Source organism: Methylobacterium sp. 13MFTsu3.1M2 (assembly GCF_900112625.1).
In the GTDB taxonomy this organism is placed as follows: Bacteria; Pseudomonadota; Alphaproteobacteria; order Rhizobiales; family Beijerinckiaceae; genus Methylobacterium.
The window spans coordinates 89,308-111,903 of the sequence record NZ_FOMM01000018.1 but is presented as its reverse complement, the minus strand read 5'-3'; the positions used below and the strand labels follow the sequence as shown (position 1 = coordinate 111,903).

The following is a 22,596-nucleotide window of genomic DNA, read 5'->3' as shown; positions in this document are numbered from 1 at the left end:
AGGGATCGCGGGGGCCGCGCGGCCGGGCCGTGTGGACCGGCACGGCTCAACGCCGCCCGGCCGTCGATCCGCTCCCGCGCGTCAGGCCTTATGGACGAGCCGGCCGCGCCGCGCGACGGCGGCCCCGGCATGCCGGGCGATGAACGCGTGCAGGGAGGCGCCGAGATCGTAGGACCAGTACACGTGGGCCGCGAGCGTCGTGAACACGAGGAGCGCGGCCCCGACCGCGCAGGCCGGCACGAGCAGCAGGCCGGTCAGGACCATCCCGACGGCGGTCCGCTCGGCCAGGGACGCCTGCGGCCAGGGATCGATCGGGAGCGAGAAGAGGGAGAAGCGTCGTCCAGTGCGCATGGCTGCGACCCTCGATGGTTCGGCATGACGCGGTACAGGCAGTCAACAGCGGCCGCGGTCGGACGTTGCGTCCCGGTCCGCGAAATCGGTATCGCGATCGCTATCCCCGTGACGTTCCGGCCCAATCGGGCGGCGCAACCGAGCGCGCCGCACCGTGTTGCCGGTTCGGTCTGTCGCGGATGAGGTCGGTATGGCACGGGTTGCGGTCGTTACGGGGGGCACGGCCGGAATCGGGCTCGCCACCGCGCATGAATTCGCCGCGCGCGGCTGGTCGGTCGCGGTGATCGCGCGGGATCCCGGCCGTCTCTCCGCGGCCGAGCGGGCGCTCGCCGCCTACGGGCAGCCGGTGCTGGCGATCGGCGCCGACGTCGCCGACCCGGAGGCCGTGGACGCGGCCGCCGAGCGGGTCGAGCGCGAGCTCGGCCCGATCCGCGCGTGGGTGAACAACGCCATGTCGACGGTGGTGAACCCGGCCGACCGAATCACCCCGGACGAGTACCGGCGGGTGACCGAGACCACCTATCTCAGCCAGGTCTACGGGACGCTCGCCGCCCTGCGCTACATGAAGCGGCGCGACCGCGGCGCGATCATCCAGGTCTCGTCGGGCCTCGCGATCCGGGCGGCGCCCCTGCAGGCGCCCTACTGCGCGGCCAAGTTCGCGGTCTCGGGCTTCACCGACGCCCTGCGCTGCGAGCTGCTGCACGACCGGGTCAATGTCAGCCTCAGCGTGATCTACCTGCCGGCGGTCAACACGCCGCAGTTCAACTGGGCGCGCAACCGCACCGGCCACCGCCAGTACGCGCCGGACCCGGTCTTCGACCCGCGGCTCTGCGCCGACGCGATCCTGTATGCGGTCGAGCACCCGCGCCGGGAGGTCTGGGTCGGCCGGTCCTCGGTGATGATGGCGGCCGCCCAGGCGCTGGCGCCGGCGCTCGCCGACCGCAAGGCCGCCTCCATGTGGTCGGCCCAGCTCTCCAACGAGACCATCCCCGAGATGGCGGGCAATCTCGAGGCCCCCGTGCCCGGCCCGGCCGGGATCGACGGGCGCTTCTCCGGTCGGACCAAGGCGAGCCGCGCCGAGTTCGTCACGAGCCGCACCCGCGACGTCGTGGTCGGCGGCCTCGTCGGCTTGGCCCTCGTCGGCCTCGCCGGCACCGTCCACGCCGCCCGGTCGGCGCGCCGCCTGCCCGGGCGGACCTGACGGCTGTAACCGACCGCGCCGCCTGTTACACCCGTTCCGGTTGATAGGCGTGCCGCCGTCTCTGCGAGCGGAGCGAAGCAATCCAGCCGGCGCTACGCTCCCCGGTGTCGCGCTGCCCTGGGTCGCTTCGCTGCGCTCGCGATGACGGAGAGGGCGGCTGAACCGGGACCATCTATAGACACTGCCCCGAGGAAGGTCCCAGACGATGCCCGGCTATCTGCCCTTCGCGGGCGCCCTGAAGCTGCCCGCCTACACCTGCGACAATTGCGGGTTCTGGCAGCGGCACTTCGAGGTGCCGGCCGCCTGCCCGATGTGCCTCGACGCCCGCCACGTCGTGCCGCAGGACGGCTGGCGCTTCCGCACCGCCCGCGAGGCGCAGGAGGCCTTTCCCTGCCACTGGCGGGAGCTCGAGCCGGGCGTCTGGCGCTTCTGGAACGAGCCGGTCTCCGGCATCGGGCCGTCCGCCTATCTGATCCGGACCGAGCACGGGAACATGGGCTTCGAGGGCTGCCCGGTCTTCAGCGAGGCCGCCCTCGACCAGATCGAGCGGCTCGGCGGGATGGCTGTGCTGTCGGCCTCGCACCCGCATTCCTACGGGGCGCTGACGCAGCTCCAGGACCGGTTCGACCCGGAGCTGTGCCTGCCGGCGGCCGACTTCACGTGGAGCGCGGCGCTCCAGGTGAGCTGGCCCTACGACGATTTCCTCGAGCCGCTGCCGGGGCTGGAGCTGCACCGCACCGCCGGCCATTTCGATGGCCACGCGATCCTGTACGACCGTGGGCGAAAGATCTGCTTCTGCGGCGACGCCCTGAAGTTCGAACTCGACCCGGCGGATTTCCGACGCGCCACCACGATCTCGGCCCACAAGGCCTTCGTGCGCGGGGTGCCGCTCACGCCGAGCGAGCTGCGCCGCTACCGCGACGTGTTCGAGCGCCTCGACTTCACCCAGACCTGGACGCCGTTCGAGCCCGCCCGCAATTGCGGGCGGGCCGAGGTTCTGGCCCTGCTCGACCAGCTGATGAGCGGCCGATCGCACGCCGCGCCGGTGCCGCTCGACAGCCTGCGGGCTCAGGGCCGGTAAAGCGGGTCGTTCTCCAGGCGGATCGGCTGGCCGTGGGGCGTGGCCTCCGCGGCCCGCAGGAAGGCCTCGGTCCGCGCCGCGACGCTCTCGGGCCCCGCCACGCCCCGCTCGGCCAGGAGCGCTTCCAGCGTCGCGAGCCACGCGCCGTAATCGGCCGCCTGCTCGGGGGCCTCGGTGGGGCGGATCTGGCGGCCGAGGCGGTCCGCCCATTCCGACCACGTGAACAGCCCGGATTCGCGCAGGGAGACAACCAGGGCGAAGACCTGCGCCTCCCAGGGCGCCGCGAAGGGGCTGGGCGACGGCGCGGTCACGCGGGGTCCAGGTACGGTTCGAAGGCCGCCACCGTGACGACTCCGCCCGGGTCGCCGCTCTCGCCCCACAGCTCCTGCGCGGTGAAGGCGACCGTGTAGAGCCAGGTCGGGTTCTCACCCGACCCGTAGGCGTTGGTGTCGGGGAAGACGAAGACCCCGTCGACGCGCACGATCCGGCCGCGCTTGCCGCGCACGTAGCGGGGCAGCCGCGTGTGGCCGGTCGGGTGGATGTTGCGCGCCAGGACGGCGTCGCCGACCGCGAAGCGCGCCGGGGCATCGGCGGCGCGGCTGCTCGGGAAGCCGGCCCGAAAGCGCTGCTCCAGGCCCTCGCGGGCCAGGACCCGCGCGACGGGCTTGGCCTTCTCCGCGGATCGGCCGCTCGCCAGTTCGGCCGGCGTCACGAGCCCGGTGCCGACGACCTGCTTCTCCAGCGCCCTGAGCCAGATCTCGTAGTAGCTCGACGCGAGATATTCCGCCGGCGGCAGGGATTCGCGGTTGGCCCGGCTGCCGTCGAGGTTCCAGGCGCCCGTGTAGCCCATGGCCATGGCCAGCGCGAAGACGCGGCGCTCCCACGCGGCGTGGAAGACCGGCTCGTCCGGCTCCGGCACCACCGGCCCGAAGCCGTGCGCCCCGCCGAGATCCTGGGCTCCGTTCATACCGGCATCTCCGCGGGCGCGACCGGGATCGCCCTGGGCAGGCCCGTACCGATCATGGAATCGCGGGTGACGAGGGCGGCCAGGGCCTCCTCGGAGAAGCCCTCGGTCTCGGCCGGGCGCATCGGCAGGACCATGTAGCGGGTCTCGGCCGTCGAGTCCCAGACGGTGATGCGGGTGGTTTCCGGCAGCGTCACGCCGAACTCGGCGAGCACGCCGCGCGGGTCGATCACCGCCCGCGCCCGGTAGGGCGGCGCCTTGTACCAGACCGGGGGCAGGCCGAGCACCGGCCACGGGTAGCAGGAGCACAGGGTGCAGACGACGAGGTTGTGGATCTCCGGCGTGTTCTCGACCACCACCATGTGCTCGCCGCCGCGGCCGCCGATATCCAACTCGGCGATGGCCGGCGTGGCGTCGGCCAGGAGCCGCGCCCGGAAGGCGGGATCTGTCCAGGCCCGGGCCACGACCCGGGCCCCCGCGTGGGGGCCGACCTTGGTCTCGTAGAGCTCGACCAGGGCATCGAGGGCCGCCGGGTCGACGTAGCCCTTCTCGGTCAGCAGCGATTCCAGGGCGCGCACCCGGGCCTCGACCGGCGACAGGTCGCTGCCGTGGTGATGATCGTGGTGGTGATCGTGGTGGTGATCGTCGTGGCCATGCGCGTGCTGCGCGTGATCGTGGGTCATCCCGCTCTCCTGACGCTGCGCACTCTGCATCGACCGGCCCGCCGCTGCCAGCCCGGGGGCCCGGATCCAGCCGCCGTTGTCACCCCGGTCACCATGCTTAAATTCCCTGTCACAATTGGGAGCGTTTGGCATCGGTTCAGGATTCCACCGCTACCGACGTTAGAGCTATTCCAGTATACCAGCGTTGGAGGCGGAAACGTTCATGACTGAGGACGCTGCGGACCGGCCAGACGGAGGCGCGGGCACCCGGGACGGGGCCGGCTACGCCGCTTCCATCGGCCAGCACCTCGCCCTGCCGATCCGGGAGTATTTCAAGGTCGTGGAGCTGGAGCCCCTGCCGGCGCAGCTCGCGGCCCTGGTGTCCCGCTTCGAGGCGGCGATCACGGCGCACGGCGAGACGGTCCCCTTCGACTTCCGCGGCGACATCATCAAGGCCCTGCCGGCCCTGCGCACCTTCGCCCTGTCGCTCGTGGGCGACGTGAGCCGCGCCGACGACCTGGTGCAGGAGACCTTCGTGAAGGCCTGGGCCAACCAGCAGCGGTTCCGGCCCGGCACCAACTTCACCGCGTGGCTGTTCACGATCCTGCGCAACCAGTTCTACACCGACCTGCGCAAGACGCGGCGGGAGGTGGAGGACGTGGACGGGACGCATGCCGGGCAGATGACCAGCCCGTCCGACCAGGAGGATGCCAGCACCCTCAAGGTCGTCTGGGAGCGTCTCGGCGACCTGCCCTCCGCGCAGCGTCAGGCGCTGCTGCTGGTGGGTGCCGAGGGTCACACCTACGAGGAGGCCGCGGTCATGCTCGGTTGCCAGGTCGGCACCGTGAAGAGCCGGGTGAGCCGTGCCCGGTCGTCGCTCCTCGACACGCTCGGCGTCGTCGTGGCCGGGCAGGCTCCGGCCGCGTGATCGATGCGTCCCCGAGCGGCGCAGCCTGACGCTGCCGCGCTCCGCCACCGCCGCACCGAGCCGCCGCACGCAGGATGTGGATCCGCCGCCGGGCCCGCGCCGATCCTGTGCGCGTCGTCACGAGAACCGGACGCCGCGGCCCTTATGGTCGATGTCAGTCATCGATTCGGGGGCGCACATGCAGCACGTGTCCGCAGACAACGACAGGGTGGCGCAGTGGTGCGCGGCGCATCCCGTCCTTCTCGCCTTCGGCCTGTGCGCGTTCGGCCTCGCCGTCGTCGCCGCGGTCTGGGGATTCGGGATCCTCACGCCGGCCACGGCCACGGTCATCGCCTTCATCTATGTGGCCTGCCTGGGCGGCTTCCTCATGGAGTACCTCGGGATCAATGAACTCATCAGAGGTGTGAGATTCCTCTGGTTCGTTCTGACGGGCGTCTGGTGGCTGTTGACCTTCTGGCGGGCCTGACGGGGCCGTGGATCGCGTCTCCGCGTCTCCGCGTCTCCGCGTCTCCGCGTCACCGGATCGCCCGCGGTCTCCCGCAGGACGGGGGCGTCGGCAGGTCCGCTGCCGAACGCCGGAGGCGCCGAGACTCCGCGGGTCTCACACCGGCGGCCGGCGCAGGTGCCAGTCGGTCGCGCGCTGGTAGGCCTGTCCGATCCGCAGCGCCGTCGTCTCCTCGTAGCCGCGGCAGACGATCTGCAGCGAGAGCGGCAGCCCGGACGCGGTGAAGCCGTTCGGCAGCGCCAGGGCGCAGAGATCGAGCAGGTTGCCGAAACGGGTGAAGCGCGACGGGAGGTGCGCCTCGTCGACGGCGTCGAGCGCGACGGCCGCGCTCTCCGTGGTCGGCGTCAGGAGGGCGTCGATGCCCGCGAGGGCGGCGTCGTACTGCTGCTTCATCGTGGCCCGGCGGTGGAGCGTGCCGAGATACTCCTGGGCCGAGACGTTTGCGCCGGCCAGGATCCTGGCCCGGACGGCGTCGCCGAGCTGGGCGGACGGATCCTCCGCCAAATCCCCGTTGACGAAGTAGGCCTCCGCGTTGGTGATCTGGCTCATGGCCACGCAGTCGCTGAACCGGAACGGCAGGACGACGTCGACGATCTCGGCGCCCTGCCGGGCCAGGAGGTCGAGGGCCGCGTCGTAGGCGGCCAGCATGTCGGGGGCGACCCCGTCCCGCTCCGAGGCCGGCATCCGGCCGAGGCGCAGGCCGCGGACCCCGCGGTTCAGCGCCGGCCAGGGCGCGTCCGGCGCGACCCCGCGGGTCGTCGGATCGCGGGGATCGGGGCCGGAGATCGCCTCGTAGAGCAGCGCCGTGTCCTCCACGGTGCGGGCCAGCGGTCCGGGCGTGTCGAGGGTCATCGAGAGGGGCACGATCCCCCAGGTCGAGACGCGCCCGACCGTCACCTTGAGGCCCGTCAGCCCGCAGAAGGAGGCCGGCAGGCGCACCGAGCCGCCGGTATCGGTGCCGATGCCCCAGGGCGCCATCCGGGCCGCCACCGACACGCCGGTGCCGCTGCTCGACCCGCCGGGGGTGCGCGGCGTCTCGGCGTCCCAGGGGTTCCACGGCGTGCCGAGATGCTGGTTCGTGCCCCAGCCGCCGTAGGCGAACTCCACCGTGTGGGTCTTGCCGAGCACGATCATGCCCTGGCCGATGAGGCGCCGGGCGATCGTCGCGGTGCGCGCGGCCCGGCGCGCCCGGTGGGCGGCCGAGCCGCCCATGGTGATCCGGCCCTCCAGGTCGATCAGGTCCTTGAGCACGACCGGGACGCCGTGGAGCGGCCCCACGGCGTGGCCGGACCGGATCGCCCGGTCGGCCCCCTCGGCGGCGAGGCGGGCATCGGCGGTGAAGACCTCCGTGAAGGCCTGGAGCTTCGGCTCCAGCCGGTCGATCCGGCCGAGGAGGGCGTCGACGGCGTCGACCGGCGAGAGGGTCCGCGCCTGGATCGCGCGGCCGAGCTCGGCCGCGGAGGCGTGTACGGGATCGATGTCGGGCATGGGGTCACTGCACGCTGACGAGGGTGAGGTCGACGAACCAGGATTGCGGCGAGACGAAACCCTGGACCTTCTTGGACATCCCGCGGGGGTTGAGGTCGTGGACGACGAACAGCCAGGGCGGATTGTCCACGAGGCGCTCGTGGGCGACCTTGGTCTGGGCGTCGATCACCTTGGCGTCGGTGGTCTCGGCCAGCGCCTTGAGGGCGGCGTCGAACGCGTCGTCCTTCCAGGTGGGGAAGTTGAAGCCGGCCGGCGGGAACCGGTCGCCCGCGAAGTAGCGCGCCATGACGGCCGGGTCCGACGAGGGCGACGAGACGTTGAGCGCCATCGCGCCCTGGAGGGTCGGCGCGTCGGGAAGCGCGCGGCCGGCATTCAGCAGCACCTGCCACTCGACCACGTTGAAGGTCAGGTCGACGTTGCAGGCCTGCTTCAGGTTCTCCTGCAGGTACTCGTTCATCGGCATCGGCAGCATCTGCCCCGAGCCGGAGGAGGAGATCATCACCTTGAGGCTCAGCGGCTTCTTGTCGGTGTAGCCGGCCTCGGCCAGCAGCGCCTTCCCCTTCGCGGCGTCGAAGGTGTAGCGGTTCTTCGGGCTGCCGAAATTCGGGTCCCGGTCGTTCAGCCACCCGCTCGCGGGCTCGGCGGTGCCGTTGAGGAGCTCCACGATCCCGGCCCGGTCGATGCAGTAGTTCAGGCCCTGCCGGACGCGGACGTCCTTCAGCGGGCTGTCCTTGGCACCCATGTTGAAGAAATAGGGCCAGACATGCGGGTACGAGCCCGTGGTGATGGTGAAGCCCGCCTGCTTCATCGACGGGATCGCGTCGGGCGCCGGCACCTCGATCCAGTCGACCTGGCCGGCCCGCAGGGCGGCGACGCGGGCATTCGCCTCCGGGATCGGCAGCAGCCGGACCTTGTCGACCTTGGCCATCCGGTTCGGGTCCCAGTAGCCGTCGAACTTGGCGAGATCGACCGCCTCCCGCGGGGCGACGCGGGTGATCCTGAACGGGCCGGTGCCGGCCGCCGGCAGGGCCGCGACCTTGCTCCAGTCGCGCCCGGCCTTCTCGAAGGAGGCGGGCGAGGTGAAGAGCAGGTAGACCACCATGTAGGGGAAGTACGAGGCGACCTGGGTGGTGGTGATCTGCACGGTCGAATCGTCGACCTTCCTGTAGCTCCCGACCAGCGGCGCCCGCGCCCGGGAGATGCCCGCGCCCTGCGGCTCGAATTGCGGGCTGTCGTTCTTGAAGTAGCGGTCGAGGTTCCAGATCACCGCGTCGGCGTTGAACGGCGTCCCGTCGTGGAACTTCACGCCCTGGCGCAGGTGGAAGGTCCAGACCGTCTTGTCGTTCGGGTCCTGCTCCCAGCGCTCAGCCAGCGCCGGGACGATGCCGGCGAGCGTGGTGGTGCTCTTGAGGTCCCACTGCACCAGCCCCTCGAAGATCGGGTAGCCGAGGAAGCGCATCCCCTCGAAGCCGTTGTTGGGCATGCCCGTCGTGGTAGGGATGTCGCTCGCCGTCATGGCGATGCGCAGGACGCTCTCGGCGCTGGCCGATCCCGTCAGGGCCACGGTACCCGCCAGGGCGGCGGCAATCAGGCGGCGAGATGTCATCCGGATCCCAATCGTCGAAGTTGCGGCGCGCCGGGCGCAATTCCCGCGCCACGCTCAGGCTTAGGCCCTGCGTCCGGCGAACAGAAGATGCCGGACGTCGCCCCTTGCGCGTGGCGCCCGCTGCGCCACGATAATAAAAAATGCGAGTCGCCAGCCCGGACGGCCGGCCCCCGAAGGAGACGCCCGTGACCGACGAGACGCCGCGCGCCATGAACGGGGCCGAGAGCTTGGTCCGGACCCTCGTGGAGGGCGGGGTCGAGGTCTGCTTCACCAATCCCGGCACCTCCGAGATGCACTTCGTCGCCGCCCTCGACCGGGTCGAGGGCATGCGCTGCGTCCTGTTCCTGTTCGAGGGCGGGGCGACCGGCGCCGCCGACGGGTACGCCCGCATGGCCGACAAGCCGGCCTCGACCCTGCTCCATCTCGGGCCCGGCCTCGCCAACGGGCTGGCCAACCTCCACAACGCCAAGAAGGCGCGCACCCCCGTCGTCAACATCGTCGGTGAGCACGCCACCTACCACCGCGAGTACAACGCGCCGCTCACCTCGGACATCGAGGGGCTGGCCCATCCGATGTCCTCCTGGGTGCGGACCGGCATGAGCGCGACCGAGATCGGCTCCGACGGCGCCGCCGCCATCGCGGCCGCCCGGACCGCCCCGGGACAGGTCGCGACCCTGATCCTTCCGGCCAACACCGCCTGGGATCCCGGCGACGGCCCCGCGCCGGTGCCGCCGATCCCCGAGCGGGCGCGGGCCGGCGACGACGCAATCGCGGCGGCCGTGAAGGCTCTCCAGAGCGGCGAGCCGGTGCTCCTGCATCTCGGCGACCGGGCCGTGCGGGGCGAGGGCCGGGTCATCGCGGACCGGATCGCCCGCAAGACCGGCGCCCGGCTGATGGCGATGACCTCCAACGCCCGGATCGATCGCGGCGCCGGCACCGTGCCGATCGAGCGCCTCCCCTACCCGATCGACCAGGGCATCGACGCCCTGAAGGGCTTCCGCCACATCATCCTGATCGGCGCGACGCCGCCGGTGGGCTTCTTCGCCTATCCGGGCAAGCCGAGCCTGCTGGCGCCGGAGGGCAGCACCACGATCACGCTGGCCACGCCCGAGGAGGACCAGATCGACGCCCTCGAGCGGCTCGCCGAGGCCGTCGCGGCCCCGCCCGCCGAGCCGGTCGCCGTCGGGCCGCGGCCGAAGCTCCCGACCTCCGGTCCCCTCGACCAGGACACGATCGGGCAGGTGCTCGGCGCGCTGATCCCCGAGGGCGCGGTGATCTGCGACGAGTCGATCACCACGGGCCGCAACTTCTTCGCCCTGACCCGGGACGCCGCGCCCCACACCTGGCTCCAGCTAAGCGGCGGCTCGATCGGGCTGGGCATCCCGATGGCGACCGGCGCGGCCGTGGCCTGCCCCGACCGCAAGGTCATTAACCTGCAGGCCGACGGCAGCGGGCTCTACACGGTGCAGGCGCTCTGGACCCAGGCCCGCGAGCACCTCGACGTGGTGACGCTCGTCTGGTCGAACCGGTCCTACGCGATCCTGCGGGCCGAACTCACCAATGTCGGCGCGCTCAATCCCGGTCCGAAGGCGCTGGGCATGCTCAGCCTCGACGATCCGGCCATCGACTGGGTGAGCCTCGCCCGCGGCTTCGGCGTCGCGGGGCGGCGGGTCGAGACCCTGCCGGACTTCATCGAGGCGTTCCAGAACGCGCTGGCCAGCAAGGGGCCGCATCTCATCGAAGTGGCTCTGTGAGCGGGACGGCCTACGCCCTCCCCGGCCTCGACGGGCCGGCGGAGATCCGCGTCGACCGCTGGGGGCTGGCGCATATCCGCGCCGGCACCGCGCTCGACGCCTTCCGCGCGCAGGGGTTCAACGCGGCGCGGGACCGGCTCTGGCAGCTCGACCTCTGGCGCAAGCGCGGCCTCGGCCTGCTGGCGGCGGATTTCGGACCCGGCTACCTCGCCCAGGACCGGGCCGCCCGGCTGTTCCTCTACCGCGGCGACATGGCGGCCGAGTGGGCGGCCTACGGGCCGCAGGACACGCGGGCGATCGTCACCGCCTTCGTGGCGGGGATCAACGCCTACGTCGCCCTCACCGAGGCGCGGCCCGACCTGCGCCCGCCGGAATTCGCCGTGACGGACACGCGCCCGGCCCCGTGGCAGCCGGAGGACGTGGTGCGCATCCGCAGCCACGCGCTGATCCGCAACGTCCTCTCCGAGGTCGCCCGCGCCCGGGTGCTCGCCCGGGCTCGGAGCCCGGCGGACGGGCTCGCCGTCGACGACCTGCGCAAGCGGATCAGCCCGCCCCACGAGCCGGTCATCCCGGACGGGCTCGACGCCGCCGACTGGCCCGACGACCTCCTCGACGCCTTCAGGCTGGCCACGGCGACGGTGGGGTTCGACCCGGACCGGACGGCGGCGACGCGCGCCGAGGCCTGGGACTGGTCCAAGGTCGACGCGCACGGAACCGTCACGCGCGGTCCCCGCGCCGCGCCGAAGGAGCCGGCCGAGGGCTCGAACAACTGGGCGGTGGCGCCGTCCCGCACCGCCACCGGGCGGCCGATCCTTGCGAGCGACCCGCACCGGGTCTACCTGCAGCCCTCGCTGCGCTACGCCGTCCACCTCACCGCGCCGGGCCTCGACGTGATCGGCGCCGGTGAGCCGGCCCTGCCCGGCATCTCCATCGGCCATAACGGCCGGGCCGCCTTCAGCCTCACCATCGCGCCGATCGATCAGGAGGACCTGTTCGTCTGCGAGACCGACCCGGCCGATCCCGACCGCTACCGCTCCGGCGACGGCTGGGAACGGATCGCGCGCGTCGCCGAGCGGATCCCGGTGCGCGGCGGCCCGGACGAGACCGTGATCCTCGGCTTCACCCGGCACGGGCCGGTGCTCCGCGAGGAGAGGGGCCGCGCCTTCGCGCTTCGGACCGTCTGGTCGGAGCCCGGCGCTGCCGCCTATCTCGGCAGCCTCGCCTATCTCGGCGCCACGACGCCCGAGGCCTTCGGCGAGGCCCTGCGCCACTGGTCCGCACCCTCGGTGAACCAGCTCTACGCCGACACGGCGGGGCGGATCGCGTGGTTCATGGCCGGCAAGGCGCCGGTGCGGCCCGGCCACGACGGGTTGCTGCCGGTGCCGGGCGACGGCCGCTACGACTGGGCCGGCTTCCACGATCCCGCCGCCCTGCCCCGAAGCGTCGATCCGGAAGCGGGCTGGCTCGCCACCGCCAACGAGATGAACCTGCCGCCGGACTATCCCGCGGAGGACTGGAGGGTCGGGTTCGAGTGGGCCGAGCCCTGGCGCGCCCGCCGCATCCGGGCGGTCCTCGGCGGGCAGGACCGGCACAGCCTCGCGGACTCGCGGGCGCTCCAGGGCGACGTGGTCTCCGAGCCGGCCCGGCGGCTGGCCGACCTGATGCGCGCCCTGCCGGCGGCGGGCGATCCCGACGCCGCCGCGGCCCAGGCCCTGCTGGCCGCGTTCGACGGCGCGCTGCACCACGGCTCCGCGGCGGCCGCCCTCATCGAGGTGGTCTGGGTGCGGCACCTCCGCCCGGCCCTGGTCGCGGCGCTCGTGCCCGATGCCGGGACACGCCGCCTCCTCCCGCCCGGCGACACGCAGAGCCTGATCGAGCGGCTGGAGACCGGTCTCGACCCGGCGACCCGCGCGTCCCTGCTCACCGACGCCCTCGGCGCCGGCCTTCGCACCTGCCGGGAGCGGATGGGCGCCGACCCCGCGGGCTGGTCCTGGGGCCGCCTGCACCACGCGCTGTTCGCGCACCCGCTGACGGCCCTGGCGCCCGGATCCGGCTGGGACGTCGGCCCGCTGCCCGTGGGTGGCGCCGCGGCATCGGTCATGCACGCGGAGTACCGGACCGACACGTTCCGGCTCACCCATGGCGCCTCGTTCCGCATGGTCGTGGACGTGGGCGACTGGGACCGCTCGGTCTTCATCAACGTGCCGGGCCAGTCGGGGGACCCGGGCAGTCCGCACTACGCCGACCTGGCCCCGGTCTGGGGGCGCCAGGACTACGTGCCGATGCTCTACGGCCGCGCGGCCGTGGACGCGGCGACCGAGACGGTCATCACGCTGACCCCGAGCCCCGCCTGACCCGGCGGCCGGGACGGATTGGGACAGGACCTTGAAGATCTTCATCGCCGGCCTCGCCACCGAGACCAACACCTTCGCGCCGCTGCCCACCGGACGGTCGGCGTTCCACGCCGACTACGCCCGCCGGGACGGCAGCCGGAACCCGCCGAGCCTCAGCAATATCGGCCTCAAGGCCTGGCGCGCGCTGGCCGAGGCGGACGGGCACACCGTCGTCGAGAGCCTCTCGACCTTCGCGCAGCCCGGCGGGATCACCCTGCGGGCCGTCTACGAGGAGCTGCGCGACGCCCTGCTGGAGGACCTGGAGGCCGCGATGCCGGTCGACGCGGTGCTGCTGTTCATGCACGGGGCCATGGTGGCCGAGGGGTACGACGACTGCGAGGGCGACACCCTGGAGCGGGTCCGCGCCATCGTGGGACCGGACGCCACGATCGGCGTCGAGCTCGACCTCCACTGCCACCTCACCGAGACGATGCGGGCCAGCGCAGACGTCATCGTGATCTACAAGGAATACCCCCACACCGACATCGTCGACCGCGCCCGCGACCTGTACCTCCTGGTCGTCCGGACCGTGGCGAAGGACATCCGGCCGGTGATGGCCTACGCCGACTGCCGGATCGTCAACATGTGGCGCACCAGCCGCGAGCCGGTCGCGGGCTTCGTTCGCCGCATGGAGGCGCTGGAGGGGCGCGACGGCATCCTGTCGGTCTCCTTCGGGCACGGCTTTCCCTGGGGCGACGTGGCCGATGTCGGCGCCAAGATGCTGGTCGTGGCCGACGGCGATGCCGGCAAGGCGCAGGCGCTGGCCGACGAGCTGGCCGGGGCCGTCTGGGCGATGCGGGAGGAGGCGGCGAGCCACTGCGACACGATCGACGCGGCCATCGACCGGGCGCTCGCCTCCGGCGACCCGCGCCCGATGGTGCTCGCCGACTTCGCCGACAATGCCGGCGCGGGCGCACCCTCCGACAACACCGCGATCCTCGCCCGCCTCGCCGAGCGGGGCATCGCGGACGTGGCGCTCGGCCTGATCTGGGATCCCGGCGCGGTCGGCATCTGCCACGAGGCCGGCCTCGGGGCGACCTTCACCCTCCGGATCGGCGGCAAGTGCGGCGTGACCTCCGGGAACCCGGTGGACCTGCGCGTCACGGTCCGCGGCCTGTCGGACGACCACAGCCAGACCGGCCTCAGCGGCGGCCGGGCCCAACTCGGCCCCGCGGCCTGGGTGGAGGCGGACGGGATCCACGTGGTGCTGACCCACAAGCGCCAGCAGGCCTTCGCGCCCGACGCGTTCACGGGCCTCGGCCTGAGCCTCGACGACAAGCGGATCGTCGTGGTGAAGTCGATGCAGCACTTCTACGCCGCCTTCGCGCCGATCGCGAGCGAGGTCCGCTACGTCGCGGCGCCCGGCGCCGTCCCGCCGGATTACGGCGCGATCCCCTACACCAAGCGGTCCGGCCTCTACTGGCCGCGTGTCGCCGATCCGTTCGCCGAGGAGAACGCCCGATGATCCCGGACCTGTCCTTCGACGCGCGCGAGATCCTCGCGACCCTGCAGCCCTGGGTGCTGTGCGAGAGCCCCACCCACGACGCGGCGGCGGTCAATCGCATGATGGGCGTCGCCGCCCGCGACCTCGCGCTTCTCGGGGCGACCGTCGAGACGATCCCGGGCCGCATGGGCCTGAGCGACTGCGTCCGCGCCCGGTTGCCGCACCGGGACCGCGACGCGCCCGGCATCCTGGTGCTCGGCCACCTCGACACGGTGCATCCGGTCGGCACCCTCGGGAGCCTGCCGTGGCGGATCGAGGGCGACCGCGCCTACGGTCCCGGCATCCTCGACATGAAGGGCGGCAACGTCATCGCGCTCGCGGCGATCCGCGCCCTGGCGGCGGCCGGGATCGAGACGCCGCTGCCGGTGACCGTCCTGTTCACCGGCGACGAGGAGATCGGCAGCCCCTCCACCCGCGACCTGATCGAGGCGGAGGCCGCCCGCCACGCCGTCGTGCTGGTGCCCGAACCCGGCCAGCCCGAGAACGGGGTCGTCACCGGCCGCTACGCCATCGCCCGCTTCGACCTCGAGGCCCTGGGCCGCCCGAGCCACGCCGGCGCCTCGCCCCACGAGGGGCGCTCGGCGATCCGCGCGATGGCGCGGAAGATCCTCGCCATCGACGCGCTGTCGGATGCCGACTGCACCGTCTCGACCGGGATCGTCTCGGGCGGGCAGTGGGTGAACTGCGTCCCGACCGTCTGCCGCGGGCAGGCGCTCAGCATGGCCAAGCGGCAGGCCGACCTCGACCGCGGCGTCGAGCGGATGCTGGCCCTGTCGGGCGAAGAGGACGGCGTCCGCTTCACCGTGACCCGCGGCGTGACCCGGCCGGTCTGGGAGCCGGATGCCGGCTGCATGGCGCTCTACGAGCAGGCGCGTGCGCTGAGCGAGGCGCTCGGCCAGCCCCTGCCCCATCGCAGCGCCGGCGGCGGCTCGGACGGCAACTTCACCGGCGCCAACGGCATCCCGACCCTCGACGGGCTCGGACCGCTGGGCCAGGGCTACCACACCCTGGAGGAACACGTGCTGATCGAGACCCTGCCGCAGCGGGCCCGGCTCTTCGCGGCCCTGCTCGCCAACCTCGGCGCCGCCGGCCGGCCCTGAGGCCGGCCGCGCCCCGATCAGGCGCGACCCCGGCCGAGGGCCGCGACCGCCAGTGCGCCCAGCAGGCCCCCGGCCGTGCCGCCGCCGAAGAAGCCCGCCAGGGCGAGGAGCGGTCCCGACGACGCGGTCAGGAGACAGAGCAGGGTGCTCCCGAGGCACCCGCCGGTGGCGATCATCGACATGCCGCGCCTTATGCAACCAATGGTTGTAAAAGCGGGGCGGCGACGGTTCGGTTCCGGCGGACGCGGTTGCGCCTCAGGCCGGGTCGACCGGCATCTCCGGCACGCCGCCGGCCTCGATCGCCGCGCCGGCCGCGAGGCAGAGGTCTTCCCGGTAGCGGGCAGCGACCAGCTGCACGCCGACGGGTGTCCGCCCGACGAGGCCGGTCGTCACCGTGAGCGCCGGGACGCCGATCGGCGCCAGCCCGACCTGCAGCAGGTTCGCCTCGAAGGCCCGGGCAATCCCGGCATCGCCGGTGCGGTCGAGGCCGTCCGGGAAGGGCAACTCCCCCGAGACCGGGACCAGCAGCACGGGGTTCTCGGCCAGGAACAGCGCCCAGTCCCGCGCCAGCGTCGCGCGCCGGGTCAGCGCCCGGGCGATGGCGTCGGGCGCCATCGCCTCGGCCCGCGGCCGGAAGCTCTCCAGGAGGCCGATCGCCGCCGGATCCCCTTCCCGCTCGGCCGCGGCCCGGACCGCCGCGTAGCCGTCGCCGAGCCAGAGCTGGAGCTGCAGCTCGCTCGCCTCCCGGATCGGAGGGGTGTCGGCGATCTCCGTGACCGCCCACCCGGCCTCGCTCAGGCGCCGCGCGGCCTCGCGCAGGGCGGCCTCGACCTCCGGTGCGGTGGCGAGCCCCCCGGGCCGCACGCAGAGCGCGACCTCGCGCGCGACGGGCGGTCCCTCGAGCGGTGCCGGCACCCACCACGGGTCGCGCGGGTCGGGCGCCGCCATGACCTCGAGGCCGAGGCGCACGTCGGCGATGCTGCGGGCGAGCGGGCCGGAGACCGCCATCAGCTGGGGACCGATGCCGCGCTCGGGCGAGGACGCGTTCCAGGCCGGGATCCGGCCCAGGCTCGGGCGCAGCCCGTGCACCCCGCAGGCATAGGCCGGGTAGCGCACCGAGCCGGCGATGTCGGTGCCGTGCGCGATGGCGCCGATCCCGGCCGCCACCGCGGCGCCGGCGCCCCCGGAGGAGCCGCCGGGCGTCAGCGCCGGGTCGCGGGGATTCTTGGTGTCGCCGTGGAGCTGGTTCGTGGTGAACCAGCGCAGCGAGAAGGCCGGGGTGTTGGTCCGCCCGAGCAGCACGGCGCCGGCCCGGCGCAGGTTGGCGACGACGGGATTGTCGTCCGTCGCCACGAGATCGCGCTGGAGGCGCAGGCCGTTCGTCGTCGCGAAGCCGCGCTGGTCGGCGTTGACCTTGACGGTGACCGGCACGCCCGCCAGCGGACCGGGGGCCTCGCCGCGCGCGCGGGCGGCGTCCACCGCGTCCGCCTGCGCCAGCACGTCCTCGGGCCGGTGCTCGACCACGGCATTGATCCGCCCGTTGACCGCGTCGAGCCGGTCGAGGGCGTCCCGCGCCACCTCCCGGGCCGAGACCTGGCCGGAGCGGATCAGGGCCGCGAGGTCGGTCGCCGTCAGACGCCAGAGCTGCATGGGGTGTCCTTTCGCGCCCGGACGGGCGGGATCCATCCTACGATTCGCGCCGCCCGGGCGGCTCCCGGCCGACCCGCGCAGCATATTCAAAATGCAAGACGGCGGCCGCTTTTTTGCGCACCCGCGGATCGCGTGGCCGGCCAAGGCTTTGCCGCATTGCAGCAGAAGGACCTAAGCATTTCGACGTATACGACCCTTGTCACCTTTGGAACGACTGATAACCTCGCCCTCGTTCGCGCGTTCGACCGGCCAATCCAGCGAGAAGGGACGATTTCCTCAGACGAAAGCAGGCAACCTCCAGCATAAGGCAGGCTCCCATGGCAGAGGTGATTCGCGTCAGGCCGACTCACGACGGCACCTATACCGTGTATCGCGGGACACTCGCGTTGATATGCGGTCTCACCCGCCTCCAGGCCGAGCGCTACGAAGCAAGTCTCAGCCGACAGCAGCGCGCCGACCTCGCGGTCGCCGGCATCTGAACCGCATCGTTGCCGATCATTGGGCCGGCGCCGCCATCACGACGGCCGTGCCGGCTCACGCCCTCAGGCTCCGCCCGGCGCGCCGAGGTCGAGCGTGCCGAGATCGCCCACGGTGCCCGACGCGTCGAGGCCCCGCCGACGGGCCGTGACCGAGAACCCCTGGTCCGCCCGGCCGATCTCGAACAGCAGGTAGGAGGCCCGGCGCGACGTGATCGCGCCGTGACCGTCCGCGCGCGCCGAGGCGGAGGGAGCTCCGATGACTGGGACGGTCCGCCCGTCCGGCCCCGCGATCCGGGCGGTGCTGGTGACGTGATTGTGACCGTGCAGGATCAGGTCCGCGCCGGCCCGCCCGATCATCGCGGTGAACGCCGCCGCGTCCTTGAGCTCGCGCCCCGGTGAGGCGCCGCCGGGCTGCGGCGGATGGTGGATCATCACCACACGGAACGGCCGACCGGGCTCGGTGGCCAGGGCGCGGAGCAGGGTCTCGGCCGCGGCGAGCTGCGACGCGCCGAGGCGGCCGGTCGCCACGAAGGGCTTCGTCGGGATCGCGCTGGACAGGCCGACCAGGGCCAGCGGGCCGCGGCGCCGCAGGTACGGGAAGTGGCCCCAGGAGCCCGAATCGTCCCCCGTGTAGCGGCCGCAGGCGGCGAGCAGGCCTTCCAGGGAGCCGCGGACATAGGCGTCGTGGTTGCCCGGCACGAAGCTCACCGCTTCGGGGGATCCGAGGGCTTCCAGGAAGGTGCGGGCGGTCTCCCACTCGCTGGGCAGGCCGATGTTGCACAGGTCGCCCGTGCAGGCGACGTGCGCGGCCTCCTGCGCCTTCAGGTCGGTGACCAGGGCCTCCAGCACGGTCATGTCGTGGCTGCGCGAGCGCCCCCGCCGCCAGTTGGCGTAGCCGGTGGCGCGCTTGCCGAGGAGCTGGCGGAGGCGCACCGGCCCGAGGGGCCCGACATGCGGATCGCTGAGATGGGCGAGGCGGAAGGTCAACGCCGGTGGTCACCCTCGACACGGGGAAAGGCGCCCCGCATCGCGGGCGCGGCGCGTCCCGTCAAGCGCTTCCGATCAGCATCCCGACCACCAGCACCAGCGCGCCGCCGAGCATGACCTGCAGGGCCGCGCGCCAGAACGGCGTCGCCATGAAGCGCGTGCGGATCGCCGCGATGACCGCGAGCTCCACGATCACCACCAGAACCGCGAGGCTCGTGGCCAGGACGAACGGGTTCGGCCAGCCGGCCGGGAGCGTGTCGGGGATCGCGTAGGGCAGCGTGTGGCCGAGGCCGCCCAGCGTGGTCATCGCCCCGCAGACCAGGCCGCGCAGCCACGGATCGCCGCGGCCGGTGACGGCGCCGTCGTCCGACAGGGCCTCGGTGAACCCCATGCTGATGCCGGCCCCAACCGAGGCCGCGAGCCCCACCAGGAAGGTCGCACCGTTGTGACCGGTGGCGAAGGCCGCCGCGAAGATCGGCGCGAGGGTCGAGACCGAGCCGTCGATCAGGCCGGCGAGGCCGGGCTGCACGTAGCGCAGCACGAAGGCGCGGCGCGCCTCGGCGTGCAGGTCGGCGGCGCTGTCGAGGGCGGCGGCCATGCGAATCTCCTTCTTTGGATCCATTCCAATTTATAGTCTGGAATTGATCTAAACAAGGCCCGCTGCCGTGTTTTCGCCGCGCCGCGGGAGCATCCGCGGCGTCGGAACGCCCGCCGATCCCGGCGGCCTAACCGTGTGGTTGTGGACGAGGCCGATTGTCTCGTCTCCGGAGCGGGAGCTAGACCATGCGCGGTCGAATTCGATCCGGACCTGATCGGGCGGCGGCACGCCGGCCCGCCCCAAGCGTGACATGAGCCTCGGTAAGCGTCTCCTCCGCCAGCCCCCCGTGCAACGCCTCCTCGGCCGTCTCGCGGCGACCTATCTGCGGCTCGTGCGCCTCACCAACCGCTTCGAGATCCACGCGGGTGAGGCGTCCGCGGGCGCGGCGGACGGGTGGATCGACGCGCGCACGCCGCTGATCCTCGGCATGTGGCACGGCCAGCACATCATGATGCCGCTCCTGCGCCGGCCGGGCGACCGCGTGGCGACGATCATCTCGCGGAACCCGGACGGGAACATCAACACCATCGCGCTGGAGCGCTTCGGCGTCCGCGTGATGCGCGCCTCCGGCGCCCGCGGCCGCGGCCGCGCCACCGATCAGCGCGCCAAGGGCGGCGCGGAGGGCTTGCGGGCGATGCTGCGGGCGCTGAAGGCCGGCGAATCCGTGGCCTTCAGCGCCGACGTGCCGAAGGTCTCCCGCCGATGCGATGCCGGGATTCTCACCCTCGCGCGCTTCTCCGGCCGGCCGATCGTCCCGGCGGCCGTGGTGACGAGCCGGCACCTGCGCTTCAGTTCGTGGGACCGGGCCTGCCTCGGGCTGCCCTTCGGCCGCGGCGCGATCGTGCTGGGCGACCCGATCTACGTCCCGCGGGACTGCGAGGGCGAAGCGTTCGAGACGCTCCGACGCTTCGTCGAGGCCGAGATGAACCGGGTCCATGCCCGTGCCTACGCCCTCGTCGGGCGCTCTGACCGGGCGGCGCTCTACCGCGACCAGGTCCCTGAGATCGGCCAGGCGCCGGTGGGAGACCTCGCGTGAGGCGCCCCTCCGTGACCCTGCCACTGCAGGCCTACCGGGCCGGCCTGCGCATCGGCGAGCCGGCGCTGACGGGCCTGCTCGCGTGGCGCGCGCAGCGCGGCAAGGAGGATCCGCGCCGGCTCCCGGAGCGGCGGGGCCTGCCGGGCCGGGCCCGGCCGGTCGGGCCGCTTGCCTGGATGCACGGCGCCAGCGTCGGCGAAGCCCTGTCGCTGATCGGGCTCGTCGAGGGCATGATCGCCCGCGGCTTCTCGGTCCTCGTCACCACCGGCACGCGCGCGGCCGCCGAGCTGGTCGGCGTCCGGCTGCCCCCGGGCGCGGTGCATCAGTACATGCCCCTGGACGCGCCGCGCTGGGTCGGACGGTTCCTCGACCACTGGCAGCCGGACCTCGCGGTGATCGCCGAGTCGGAGATCTGGCCGAACACGATCCTGGCGCTCGACGAGCGCGAGATCCCGCTGATCCTGGTCAACGGGCGCATGTCGGAGCGCTCGTTCCGGGGCTGGGAGCGCTGCCCGCGCACCGCGAAGGCGCTCTTGGCGCGCATCGCGATCTGCCTCACGCAGACCCAGGAGGACGGCGAGCGCTTCGCCAAGCTCGGCGCGCCGCGGGTGAGCATCGCCGGCAACCTGAAATTCGACGCCTCGGTGCCGCCGGCCAACGCGCAGCAGCTCGCCTATCTGGGATCCATGGTGGCCGGCCGGCCGGTCTGGGTCGCGGCGAGCACGCATTCCGGCGAGGAGGCCATGGTCGCCTACGCGCACGCGATGCTCAAGGCGCAGTTTCCCCAGCTCCTGACGATCATCGCCCCGCGCCACCCGGCCCGGGGGGACGAGGCCGTCGCCTGCGCGAACGCCGTCGGCCTGCGCAGCGCGCTGCGGTCCACCGGCGGGCGGCCCCATCCCTCGATCGAGGTCTACGTCGCCGACACGATCGGCGAGCTGGGCTTGTTCTACCGCCTCTGCCCCCTGGTGTTCCTCGGCGGCTCCTTGGTTCCGCGGGGTGGCCAGAACCCGATCGAGCCACTGCGGCTCGACTCGGCGGTGCTTCACGGGCCGCACACCGAGAATTTCGGCGTCATCTACCAAGCCCTCGACCGCGCCGGCGGCGCCATGCCGGTGCGCGACGGCGTCGAGTTGGCGGCGGTCGCCGCCGAGCTCCTCGGTGACCGGGAGCGCCTCGCCGACATGGCCCGCGCCGGGCAGCGCGCCCTGGAGCCGTTCGAGGGGGCGGTGGCGCGCACGCTCGCGGTCCTCGATCCGTTCGTGGCGCAGATGAAGCTCCAGCGCCTCGATCGCGGCAGCCCCGCGCGCCCGCTCGCGCGGGCCTGATGCGACCGCCGGCCTTCTGGGCCGCGGGGCCGGATCATCCGGCCGCGCGCGCGCTGGCGCCGGTCGGCGCGGCGTACGGGGCGCTCGTGGCGCGGCGGATGGACCGCCCCGGCGCGCGGGCCGGCTGCCCGGTCCTGTGCCTGGGCAACTTCACCCTCGGCGGTGCCGGCAAGACGCCGGCCGCCCTGGCGGTCGCGGGCCTCGTCGCCGAACTCGGCGCCGCGCCGGCCTTCCTGTCGCGCGGCTACGGCGGCCGGCTCGCGGGTCCGGTGCGGGTCGATCCCGCGCACCACGCCGCCGCCGATGTCGGCGACGAGCCGCTGCTCCTCGCCCGCCTCGCGCCCGCGATCGTCGCCCGCGACCGCCCGGCCGGGGCCGCCCTGTGCCGGAGCCTCGGCGCCGACGTCGTCGTGATGGATGACGGCCTCCAGAATCCGAGCCTCGCCAAGGACCTCAGCCTCGCGGTGGTCGACGGACCCGCCGGCCTCGGCAACGGCCTGCCGTTCCCGGCGGGGCCGCTGCGCGCGCCGCTCGCCCGGCAGTGGCCGCATGTCGGCGGCCTGATCGTGATCGGCGACGGGGCCGGGGGCGAGTCGGTCGCCCGGGCGGCCGCGCGGCGCGACCTGCCCGTCCACCGGGCGCGCCTCGTCCCGGAGACGGACGACCTGGCCGGCCGCCGCTGCCTCGCCTTCGCGGGGATCGGCCGCCCGGAGAAGTTCTTCGCGACCCTGGCCGAGGCGGGGGCGGTGATCGTCGGGACGCGCCCCTACCCCGACCATCATCCCTACCGGGCGCGCGAGCTGGCGGCGCTTTCCGAGGCGGCCCGGCGCCTCGACGCCGCGCTCGTCACCACCGAGAAGGACGCGGTGCGCCTGCCGCCGGCCTTCGCGGCAGGCGTGCGGGTGCTGCGCGTCCGCCTCGCGCTCGACGACGCGGCCGCCCTGCGCCGGCAGATCCGCGGCGCGCTCGGCGCGCCGTGAC

The 22,596-nt window shown here is 73.3% G+C and carries 21 protein-coding genes and 1 pseudogene; 12 read left to right on the top strand and 10 right to left on the bottom strand.

Features of this window, described 5'->3' with window-relative positions:
- Positions 1 to 81: 81 nt before the first annotated feature.
- Positions 82 to 351, bottom strand: a complete 270-nt coding sequence (locus BM314_RS18885; protein WP_020093716.1) for a hypothetical protein — start codon at positions 349 to 351, stop codon at positions 82 to 84.
- 190 nt (positions 352 to 541) lie between these two features.
- Between BM314_RS18885 and BM314_RS18880 the strand changes: the two genes are divergently transcribed.
- Positions 542 to 1,552, top strand: a complete 1,011-nt coding sequence (locus BM314_RS18880; protein WP_091979509.1) for an SDR family oxidoreductase — start codon at positions 542 to 544, stop codon at positions 1,550 to 1,552.
- A gap of 205 nt (positions 1,553 to 1,757) precedes the next feature.
- Positions 1,758 to 2,633: an MBL fold metallo-hydrolase gene (locus BM314_RS18875; protein WP_091979507.1), complete on the top strand. Its 876-nt coding sequence runs from the start codon at positions 1,758 to 1,760 to the stop codon at positions 2,631 to 2,633.
- Here the strand turns inward: BM314_RS18875 and BM314_RS18870 are convergent.
- Genes BM314_RS18870 through nthA form a run of 3 tightly spaced genes read right to left on the bottom strand, consistent with a single transcriptional unit; the run spans position 2,621 to position 4,280 of the window.
- The gene (locus BM314_RS18870) at positions 2,621 to 2,944 is read right to left on the bottom strand and encodes a nitrile hydratase accessory protein (protein WP_056525624.1); all 324 of its coding nucleotides are present in this window, start codon (positions 2,942 to 2,944) and stop codon (positions 2,621 to 2,623) included. The two genes, BM314_RS18875 and BM314_RS18870, sit on opposite strands and share 13 nt — an antisense overlap.
- Positions 2,941 to 3,600, bottom strand: a complete 660-nt coding sequence (nthB, locus tag BM314_RS18865) for a nitrile hydratase subunit beta (RefSeq protein ID WP_091979506.1) — start codon at positions 3,598 to 3,600, stop codon at positions 2,941 to 2,943. The genes BM314_RS18870 and nthB overlap by 4 nt, the downstream gene beginning before the upstream one ends.
- Entirely contained in the window at positions 3,597 to 4,280 is a 684-nt protein-coding gene (gene nthA / locus BM314_RS18860) for a nitrile hydratase subunit alpha (protein ID WP_091979505.1), read from the bottom strand. The genes nthB and nthA overlap by 4 nt, the downstream gene beginning before the upstream one ends.
- Positions 4,281 to 4,482: 202 nt before the next feature.
- On the opposite strand from nthA, the gene BM314_RS18855 reads away from it, so the two are divergent.
- Positions 4,483 to 5,187 (top strand): sigma-70 family RNA polymerase sigma factor, encoded by a 705-nt coding sequence (locus BM314_RS18855; RefSeq protein WP_091979503.1) that lies wholly within the window; start codon positions 4,483 to 4,485, stop codon positions 5,185 to 5,187.
- Between the two features lie 178 nt (positions 5,188 to 5,365).
- Positions 5,366 to 5,653, top strand: a complete 288-nt coding sequence (locus tag BM314_RS18850; RefSeq protein WP_244539977.1) for a hypothetical protein — start codon at positions 5,366 to 5,368, stop codon at positions 5,651 to 5,653.
- A gap of 135 nt (positions 5,654 to 5,788) precedes the next feature.
- On the opposite strand, the gene BM314_RS18845 is transcribed toward BM314_RS18850, so the two are convergent.
- Both BM314_RS18845 and BM314_RS18840 read right to left on the bottom strand, forming a co-directional pair.
- A complete protein-coding gene (locus BM314_RS18845; protein WP_091979500.1) occupies positions 5,789 to 7,180 on the bottom strand; it encodes an amidase in 1,392 nt (463 codons plus the stop codon).
- Positions 7,181 to 7,184: 4 nt separating this feature from the next.
- Positions 7,185 to 8,786 (bottom strand): ABC transporter substrate-binding protein, encoded by a 1,602-nt coding sequence (locus tag BM314_RS18840; RefSeq protein WP_091979499.1) that lies wholly within the window; start codon positions 8,784 to 8,786, stop codon positions 7,185 to 7,187.
- A 209-nt stretch (positions 8,787 to 8,995) separates the two neighbouring features.
- On the opposite strand from BM314_RS18840, the gene BM314_RS18835 reads away from it, so the two are divergent.
- From BM314_RS18835 to BM314_RS18820, 4 genes are read left to right on the top strand one after another with little or no spacing between them, the layout of a single operon-like run.
- Positions 8,996 to 10,540 carry an acetolactate synthase large subunit gene (locus BM314_RS18835; protein WP_170868145.1) on the top strand — a complete coding sequence of 515 codons (1,545 nt, stop codon included), beginning with the start codon at positions 8,996 to 8,998 and terminating at the stop codon, positions 10,538 to 10,540.
- Complete coding sequence (locus BM314_RS18830) at positions 10,537 to 12,894, top strand: penicillin acylase family protein (RefSeq protein ID WP_091979496.1); 2,358 nt, start codon at positions 10,537 to 10,539, stop codon at positions 12,892 to 12,894. The genes BM314_RS18835 and BM314_RS18830 overlap by 4 nt, the downstream gene beginning before the upstream one ends.
- Positions 12,895 to 12,925: 31 nt before the next feature.
- On the top strand, positions 12,926 to 14,398 hold the full coding sequence (locus tag BM314_RS18825; protein WP_091979494.1) for a M81 family metallopeptidase: 1,473 nt from the start codon (positions 12,926 to 12,928) through the stop codon (positions 14,396 to 14,398).
- Positions 14,395 to 15,537 (top strand): M20/M25/M40 family metallo-hydrolase, encoded by a 1,143-nt coding sequence (locus tag BM314_RS18820; protein ID WP_056525601.1) that lies wholly within the window; start codon positions 14,395 to 14,397, stop codon positions 15,535 to 15,537. The genes BM314_RS18825 and BM314_RS18820 overlap by 4 nt, the downstream gene beginning before the upstream one ends.
- 17 nt (positions 15,538 to 15,554) lie before the next feature.
- Here the strand turns inward: BM314_RS18820 and BM314_RS30665 are convergent, their stop codons facing one another.
- Positions 15,555 to 15,719 carry a hypothetical protein gene (locus BM314_RS30665; RefSeq protein ID WP_165923085.1) on the bottom strand — a complete coding sequence of 55 codons (165 nt, stop codon included), beginning with the start codon at positions 15,717 to 15,719 and terminating at the stop codon, positions 15,555 to 15,557.
- 73 nt (positions 15,720 to 15,792) lie between these two features.
- Complete coding sequence (locus BM314_RS18815) at positions 15,793 to 17,187, bottom strand: amidase family protein (RefSeq protein WP_042674391.1); 1,395 nt, start codon at positions 17,185 to 17,187, stop codon at positions 15,793 to 15,795.
- Positions 17,188 to 17,504: 317 nt separating this feature from the next.
- Here BM314_RS18815 and BM314_RS30660 point away from each other — a divergent pair, with 317 nt between their 5' ends.
- A complete protein-coding gene (locus BM314_RS30660) occupies positions 17,505 to 17,666 on the top strand; it encodes a hypothetical protein (protein ID WP_012317896.1) in 162 nt (53 codons plus the stop codon).
- Positions 17,667 to 17,729: 63 nt separating this feature from the next.
- On the opposite strand, the gene BM314_RS18810 is transcribed toward BM314_RS30660, so the two are convergent.
- Positions 17,730 to 18,653 (bottom strand): metallophosphoesterase family protein, encoded by a 924-nt coding sequence (locus BM314_RS18810; protein ID WP_091979493.1) that lies wholly within the window; start codon positions 18,651 to 18,653, stop codon positions 17,730 to 17,732.
- Between the two features lie 61 nt (positions 18,654 to 18,714).
- A pseudogene (locus BM314_RS18805) lies at positions 18,715 to 19,206 on the bottom strand (VIT1/CCC1 transporter family protein); the annotation flags it as partial.
- A 295-nt stretch (positions 19,207 to 19,501) separates the two neighbouring features.
- Here BM314_RS18805 and BM314_RS18800 point away from each other — a divergent pair.
- From BM314_RS18800 to lpxK, 3 genes are read left to right on the top strand one after another with little or no spacing between them, the layout of a single operon-like run.
- Positions 19,502 to 20,287: a lysophospholipid acyltransferase family protein gene (locus tag BM314_RS18800; protein WP_091979491.1), complete on the top strand. Its 786-nt coding sequence runs from the start codon at positions 19,502 to 19,504 to the stop codon at positions 20,285 to 20,287.
- Positions 20,284 to 21,615 carry a 3-deoxy-D-manno-octulosonic acid transferase gene (locus BM314_RS18795; protein ID WP_091979490.1) on the top strand — a complete coding sequence of 444 codons (1,332 nt, stop codon included), beginning with the start codon at positions 20,284 to 20,286 and terminating at the stop codon, positions 21,613 to 21,615. The genes BM314_RS18800 and BM314_RS18795 overlap by 4 nt, the downstream gene beginning before the upstream one ends.
- Complete coding sequence (lpxK, locus tag BM314_RS18790; RefSeq protein ID WP_091979488.1) at positions 21,615 to 22,595, top strand: tetraacyldisaccharide 4'-kinase; 981 nt, start codon at positions 21,615 to 21,617, stop codon at positions 22,593 to 22,595. Before BM314_RS18795 ends, lpxK begins: the two co-directional genes overlap by 1 nt.
- Position 22,596 lies beyond the last annotated feature (1 nt).